At 65.0% G+C, this 7,214-nt stretch carries 6 protein-coding genes; 3 read left to right on the plus strand and 3 right to left on the minus strand.

Going from position 1 to position 7,214, the window contains the following annotated elements:
- Positions 1-2,215 (plus strand): tryptophan 2,3-dioxygenase family protein (locus IRT45_RS35635; RefSeq protein WP_228535985.1); only part of this gene is annotated, 2,215 nt, incomplete at its 5' end.
- Positions 2,212-2,994, plus strand: a complete 783-nt coding sequence (locus IRT45_RS35640) for a S9 family peptidase (protein ID WP_194810160.1) — start codon at positions 2,212-2,214, stop codon at positions 2,992-2,994. The genes IRT45_RS35635 and IRT45_RS35640, both read left to right, overlap by 4 nt.
- A 21-nt stretch (positions 2,995-3,015) precedes the next feature.
- Here the strand turns inward: IRT45_RS35640 and IRT45_RS35645 are convergent, their stop codons facing one another.
- The 3 genes from IRT45_RS35645 to IRT45_RS35655 all read right to left on the minus strand — a co-directional run bounded on the left by IRT45_RS35645 (position 3,016) and on the right by IRT45_RS35655 (position 6,222).
- Positions 3,016-3,516, minus strand: a complete 501-nt coding sequence (locus IRT45_RS35645) for a hemerythrin domain-containing protein (protein WP_194810161.1) — start codon at positions 3,514-3,516, stop codon at positions 3,016-3,018.
- A gap of 157 nt (positions 3,517-3,673) precedes the next feature.
- Positions 3,674-4,786, minus strand: coding sequence for an alkane 1-monooxygenase (locus tag IRT45_RS35650; RefSeq protein ID WP_228535987.1), 1,113 nt, complete (start codon positions 4,784-4,786; stop codon positions 3,674-3,676).
- A gap of 107 nt (positions 4,787-4,893) precedes the next feature.
- Complete coding sequence (locus IRT45_RS35655; RefSeq protein ID WP_228535989.1) at positions 4,894-6,222, minus strand: lipase family protein; 1,329 nt, start codon at positions 6,220-6,222, stop codon at positions 4,894-4,896.
- A gap of 781 nt (positions 6,223-7,003) precedes the next feature.
- Here IRT45_RS35655 and IRT45_RS35660 point away from each other — a divergent pair.
- The coding region (locus tag IRT45_RS35660; protein WP_194810163.1) for an NUDIX domain-containing protein at positions 7,004-7,214 on the plus strand (211 nt) is incomplete at its 3' end.

The following is a 7,214-nucleotide window of genomic DNA, read 5'->3' on the forward strand; positions in this document are numbered from 1 at the left end:
CAGCATTTCGTCGATGCAGGTGGTGGCGCGCGCCCGTACGGCCGGCCTCGTGTTCAGGCCGCGCGATATTTTCGTCGAGCAGACCGTCGCTCGCCTGGCCGAGGTGGCCGAGGTGGCCGGCGGTGCGGGTGGTCCGATCGACGAGGGTGTCGGGCAGGTGGTCGCGACCCCGATCATGCGCTGGCTGCACGGTGTTCGCGGCCCGATCGAGCAGTTCAATCTGATGGCGTTGGTGCAGGCGCCCGCGGGGGTCACCGAAACCGACGTGGTGGTGATGCTGCAGGCGCTGCTGGATCGGCATGCGATGCTGCGGCTCCGCGTCGACGACGACGGCGCCGGTGGGTGGTCGTTGCAAGTGCCGGAGGCGGGTTCGGTGGATGCGAGCACTTGTCTGCAATCGGTCGACGAGTTGTCCGATGAAGAGCTGACGAAGGCGCAATCTCGGTTGAACCCGGCCGCCGGGGTGATGCTCAGCGCGCTGTGGGTCGCGTCCACCCGCCAGTTGGCGCTGGTGGTGAATCATCTGTCCGTCGATGTGGTGTCGTGGCGGATTCTGCTCGACGACCTCAACACCGCCTGGGCCCAACACCGGGCGGGGCAGCAGGTCACGTTGCCGGCAGCCGGGACGTCGTTCGCCCGGTGGGCGTCGCTGCTGGCCGAGCACGCGTGCCGTCCGGACATCGTCGGCCAGGCGGCCGCGTGGAGGAAGGTGGCGGCGATCCCCGCCGCGCTGCCGGCGGTTCAGCCCGAGGATACGTTCGCCTCCGCTGAGCACATGGAGGTGTCGCTGGACGTCGAGACCACCCGCACGATCCTCGGTGAGGTGCCCGCGGCCTTTCATGCCGGAGTCCACGAGATCCTGTTGATCGCGTTCGCGTTGGCGTGGACGGAGTTTCTGGGCAACGGCGGCACACCGATCGGTATCGACGTGGAGAGCCACGGGCGCGACGAGGAGCTGGCCCCCGGCGTCGACCTGTCGCGCACCGTGGGCTGGTTCACGACCAAGTACCCGGTGTCGCTGGCGGTGGGTGGACTGTCGTGGTCGCAGGTAACGGCCGGCGACACAGCGCTGGGGACAGTGATCCATGACGCCGAGGAGCAACTTCGCACGGTCCCGAACCCGGTGACCTACGGCGTGCTGCGCTATCTGAACACCGACGTCGACCTGACCGGTTCCGACCCGCCGATCGGATTCAACTATCTGGGACGCCTGGGCGTACCGGTGCTCGACGCTTCGGACGATGGTGATGTCTGGCGGATCGGCTATTGGGGTTCGTTGTTCACCGACAGCGCCAACGCCGATCACGCTATGCCACTCGCGCACACCGCGGCCGTCAATGCTGTCACCGTCGACAGCGACAGCGGCCCGCACCTGCATGCCCAGTGGACGTGGGCATCATCCAAGCTCGATCGCGCGGCGATCACGAGGCTCAGCCGGCTGTGGTTCGAAGCCCTCGGCGGTATCTGCGCGTATGCGCGACAAGGTGGAACCACGATGACTCCTATCGATGCCGGCTCGGTGGACACAGTTCCCGCCGCGTGCCCGGTCGGCGATCTGCCCGACCACACCGGCGCCCCCGAGGCCGAGAACAAGCCCACGAAAGAGCGGCTCAGCTACGCCGATTACCTTCACCTCGACCAGCTGCTCGGCGCCGTTGAGCCATTGTTCGCGAACGGCGACCGTTCCGCGTGGAGCGACGAAAGGTACTTCCTGGTCGTCCACCAGACCTCGGAACTGTGGGTTTCGCAGATCCTGGTGGATCTCGAGCTCGCGCTGGAGGCCGCCCGTCGGGCGGAGTTCGACCGGGCGATCGATCGGCTGAAGCGTGCCAATGCCGTGCTCGAACTGATGATGTCGACAGAGAGTGCCCTGCAACATCTCGCGGTGGATGCGTTCCACCAGTTCCGGCCTCGGTTGCAGGGAGTGAGCGCGGCACAGTCGACCCAGTTGGCGACCATGCTGGCCGGTGTTCGCCATGCTCCCGTGACAGCTTTGCTGGAGATCGTGACCGATCGGCGCGACGGCGACAGCAACGACCGCCGGCAGCGTGTGCACCTGGGCGCGCAGCTCGACGTATTCATCGCCGGCCTCACGCGCTGGCGGCTGAACCATCTGGACGTCGTCCGCCGCTTCATCGGGGACCGCCGGGGCACCGGGGGCACCGTCGGGCTCGGCTTCCTGATCGATCGCTTGAGTGAGGGCTCCCGCCGATGACGTTGGTGCGTTACGGCACCCACCCGAGCCAGCACGGCTTTCTCAGCGTTCCCGACGACCCCGGCCGCTGGCCGGTGGCCGTGGTCATCCACGGCGGCTTCTGGCGAACGGCCTACGGTGCCGAGCTGACCTCCGATCCGGCCGAGGATCTGGCACGGCACGGCTTCGCTGCCTGGAATATCGAATACCGGCGGGTGGGCGACGACCCGGACCGCGGAAGCGGCGGTTGGCCGGCCACCTGTCTCGACGTTGCCGCCGCTGTCGACCTGCTCGCCGCACTCGGTCGGACGCTGGAAGCCGGCAGTCTCGACCTGTCACGAGTCGTCGCGATCGGACACTCGGCGGGAGGTCAGCTGGCCGGCTGGCTGGCAGGTCGAGGGTCACTGCCCGCCGGTTCCCCCGGAGCCTCGCCCCGCGTACCGCTGACCGGATTCGTCAGCCAGGCAGGGGTTCTGGACCTCGAACTCGCGCTGAAGGAGGACCTGGGTTCCGGCGCCGTCCGCAACTTCCTGGGCGCCTGGGCCGACGACCCCGAGGCCCGCTCGCCGGCCAGTCCCAGCGCACTGCTTCCGATGGGCGTGCCTTCGGTGTGCGTGCACGGCACGGCTGATGACGACGTGCCACTGACCCAGTCGCAGCGCTTCGTCGCCGCAGCTCGACGCGCCGGGGACGACTCCCGGTTACTGCTGCTCCCCGGCATCGACCACTTCGCACCCATCGATGTGACGTCCTCCGCGTGGGCGGCCTGCCGCGCGGCGGTCCTGGAGCTGGCCCGCTGAATCTCAGATTTCGACGGCAGTTCAGGCGGTGAGCGCGTCGAGTGCCTTTTTCAGGGCCTTCGGGGCGGCGGGGGTGGTCGGCGCCTTCTCACGCAATTCCAGCATCCGAGCGCCGATATCCTGAAGTTGCTTGCGCCCCAGGTGTTCTCGCACCTTCGGGAACCACTCGTCCTCTTCTTCGCCGATGTGATGATCGACATTCTCGATCAGCACCGTGACCTTCGCGGTGAAGCGTTCGTCTTCGGGCTTCATCGTCGACAGCTCCATGACCAGGACATCGGCGACATGATGTTCCTCGTAGGACTCGAGGATGTCGTCCTCGACCTCCGGCACCAGCTCGCGGACCTCCGGATACATGACCTCGTTCTCGAGATAGGTATGTACGGTCAACGCTTCGATGATCTTGTCGACGATACGGCTCTTCGTCGCGTGCGCATCGGATCCCGCTTTCTCGAATTCGCGGAACAATTTGCGGATCTGCTTGTGGTCCTCGCGCAGCAGCACGATGGCGTCGGTGGACATGAAACCTCCTGAAGGATCCGATTTCGGGACAACCGCCGATCCGGCAGCCGCGGCCCCCGCGACCGGCGGTCGGTCATCTACGCCTTACCCGCCCACCGTCGGGCCAATCGGCCGCGATTTGCGCGTGGCGATCCCCGGTGGCCGATACCGGCGGCGCTCATGGCAACGTATTGACCAGGGTCATGTCGCCGTCGTAGTGGGCGAGCAGACGGGGATCCATCACCTTGCGCCACAACGGCGGAATCAACGCCAGCACGATCATGGTGGCGTAACCGTAGGGCAGCTGCGGCGACTCTTCGGAGGTGCGCAGAGTCTGGTATCGACGGCCCGGGTTGGCATGGTGGTCGCTGTGGCGTTGCAGGTGGAACAGGAAGACGTTGGTCACCAGGCGGTCGCTGTTCCAACTGTCGCGCGGTGAACACCGCGCGTAACGACCGTCCGCGCGGCGCCGACGCAGCAACCCGTAGTGCTCGATGTAGTTCACCGTTTCGAGCAATACGATGCCGACCACGGCCTGCAGTATCAGAAAGGGGATGATCACGGGCCCGAAGGCGAGAATCGAAGCGCCGAACAGCGCGGCACTCATGGACCACGCCTGCAGCAGGTTGTTGTGCCGGCTGAACCATCTTTTTCCGCGGTGGGACAGGCGTTCTCGTTCCAGGACGAGTGCCGAGCGGAAGCCGCCCAGGCAACTGCGGGGCAAGAACGTCCAGAGCGACTCGCCGAATCGGGCACTGGCCGGATCTTCGGGTGTGGCGACGCGGACGTGGTGGCCGCGGTTGTGCTCGACGTGGAAGTGCCCGTACCACGACTGCGCCAGCGCGATTTTCGCCAGCCAGCGTTCGAGACGTTCGACTCGATGGCCCAGTTCGTGTGCCGCGTTGATGCCGAGGCCGGACACGAATCCCATGGTTGCGGCCAAGCCCAACTTGTCGACCAGCTTCAGTTCGGGACGCGACCACATGAATCCCGCGATGGCCAGCCCGATGAACTGGATCGGCAGGAATGCGTAAACGCACCAACGGTAATACCGATCGTCGGTCAACGCGTCGTAGTCTTCCTCACGCGCGTTGCGGCTGTCGACTCCCATCGCGATGTCCAGGAGCGGAATCACCCCGAGCACCGCGATAGGGCCGATCCACCAGAACAATTGGAGCCTTGTCAAAGTCACCAGTTGCCCGGGCAGCAGAGCTCCCGCGGCGCCCAGTGAACTCAGGACCCACAGGTAGCGTTTGTGATCGCGAACCTGGGCACGTCCGAAAACCGTCATAGCCCGTCTCATTCATTCACCCGACGAGGATCGACCCGAGGCATGGCTACTGAAAACAGTCCTGCCACAAGGCCGTCGTGCCGCGAAATCCGGCCACGATTATCGGGCTACCTAGGGCATTCGCTCGGTGCCGGTTCCCCGCGCAGTCGCGCGTCGATCCAGTCCTCGAGGCCGGGAAAGCTGGTGACGTAACTGCTCAGATGCTCACCGGGCACTGTGCGGAAAATGGCCGGAACACCCCGGCTGCATTGTTCACCGTACATACGCTGAGCGTCCTCGAGAGGAATCCACGGATCCCACGCACCGTGGTAGATATACAGTGGCACACCCGATTTCCGGTCGGACAGATCCAGTTGGCGATACAGATTTTCGGCTACCGGACTGTCGAGTGAGTTGCCGATATTGGTCGCCACATCCATCGGGATACCGACGACGCCGAGCGGTCCGTCGGCGTCACCACAGAGATCTCGCGTGGGAGAAGTGGTCACCCACTGCGCGAGATGATTCATGTACTGGAGCAATTCCGGATGTTCGCGCGCTATCGCCGTCGACACCGACAACAGAATGCCGGAGGCGATCCAGCCGTTGAAACGGTGGGCGATATTTCGGTAGTCGGCGGCGAGTCCACCCGAGGCCACCCCCATCAGAACGTCCGACAGCTCCGGCGCGTACTCGCTCTGCAACATCGCAGTGGCGTACGCGGCGATCGCTCCACCCGAGTAGCCTTCGACCACATAGCGGCTGTCACCGAACTCCGGCAGCGCATTACGCACGGCGCGAATCGAATCGAGCATCATGTGCCCGGCCACATTCGTCTCGCCGTACGCCATCAGCGGGCCCTCATGGTCGGGCAGGAGAACCGCGTGACCTTTGTTCAGGGCCGACCAGATGGCCGGCAGAAACCAGACGAGATCGGTATTGGTTCGATCGAGGATGTCGTGCGACAACTGGTAGCCCGGCGTGCAATGCAGCCCGAGTGCGTTGATCGGCATTGCGTTCACCTCCACCGGGCGGGGCCCCGGACCGTCCCACGAGGCCGCGGGCGTGATCAACGTGGCGGTGCCGAAGGAGGGGGTGCCCGTCGCCGAGGTGGAGCGGAACTTCAGCAGCACCGCTCGCTGGATCGGTACCGCCATATGCTGAGCTGCCGTCGCGGTCACGTCCCGCGCCTCGATGATCTGCCCCGGCTCCAGGCCGGCGAGATTCTCAGGCCAGGCATCGAAGGTCTGATCCCCGGTCGGCGACGACAATATCGCCCGCCACAATGCCGCCTGCTGGTCACCGGCGCTCTGATCGGGCCCGCCGGTCAACTGCGGCGGCTTGATGTTCGCGTCGATCCAGGTCTGCAGCGGGGAGGGAGGGAGATTTACGGGCGACAACTGCGGCATCGGCCCGATGGGCGGACCCTCGTCCGCCCGAGCGGGCTGTTCGCCCATCAACGCACTAGCGACGACAACGGTTACCACAGCTGCCAGAAACCCTCTCACAAGCCACATCCTTTGTTCGGACGAAACCGCGGGGAGTGCCCCCTGCCAGGGGTTGCGCGAAGCGACTTTAGCAAGCGTCCGCGATCCTGACCAAAGAACGCGCGTTGCGAAATTGGTGCGCAATGCGCGGTGAACATATATCGGCGCTCTGAGCGGGAAAACAATGGTGAATGTAAGTGTGCGGCGGGAGGGCTCGACGGGTTACGCCATCATCGGTTGACAGTGGTTGTGCGGCCTGAGTTGTCGCCGAAGTCCTAATTATCCCGTATCGGTTCACAGGTGTTCGAACCTGTCGTCACGGACCGAATGGACGCCGCCGCCCCCATCGACGTCGAATAGTTACGCGACGAAGTCGTTACCGCGGCGGTAATCGATCAGCCGACCGCGTGGACGACATCGACAATCGCTGACACGGGTCAGTGTCCCGAAGCGACGCTGTCGAAACGCTGAGTGCGCCACCCAGCTATCCGTGGAGGCACGCTCGCCGGGTCGATGCTGCTCGCGCGATCGTGCGCGGTGGCGGTCACCATCGAACTCGTCGCACGGGGCCGAATCCTACGACGTCGGCACTGAACGCCGTTTTGTTCGACCACACGGTCTGATTCGCCCCCGACTTGCTCGATCTCGGAGCGCGGACGCCGTCCTGCCACGCGCGACCATGTTCTACCGTCATAATGGGTCATCCCTGTACTGCCCCGGGTGGTACACCGATCGAGGGTTGGTGAGTCGGATGATGCCTGCATCCATGCTCGACGAACTGTACGAACGCGCGCAAAAAGACTGTGTCGCACTACGAATCGGCGTGATCATCGATCGTGGCGGTCAGATTCTGCTGCTCGAACGTGACGACAGCGGCCCCATCAAGGCCACCCTCAAACTTCCCGGCACCACCGTCGAGCCAGGCGAACCGCTGGACGCGGCCGTGACACGCGGCGTCGCCA

This window comes from Nocardia sp. BSTN01 (genome assembly GCF_015354405.1).
Lineage (GTDB): Bacteria > Actinomycetota > Actinomycetes > Mycobacteriales > Mycobacteriaceae > Nocardia.

What these genes read in the sequence shown, in the direction of transcription:
- IRT45_RS35640 (WP_194810160.1), top strand. Translation starts at nt 2,212, where the DNA reads ATGACGTTGGTGCGTTACGGCACCCACCCGAGCCAGCACGGCTTTCTC.
- IRT45_RS35645 (WP_194810161.1), bottom strand. Translation starts at nt 3,516, where the DNA reads ATGTCCACCGACGCCATCGTGCTGCTGCGCGAGGACCACAAGCAGATC.
- IRT45_RS35650 (WP_228535987.1), bottom strand. Translation starts at nt 4,786, where the DNA reads ATGACGGTTTTCGGACGTGCCCAGGTTCGCGATCACAAACGCTACCTG.
- IRT45_RS35655 (WP_228535989.1), bottom strand. Translation starts at nt 6,222, where the DNA reads ATGGGCGAACAGCCCGCTCGGGCGGACGAGGGTCCGCCCATCGGGCCG.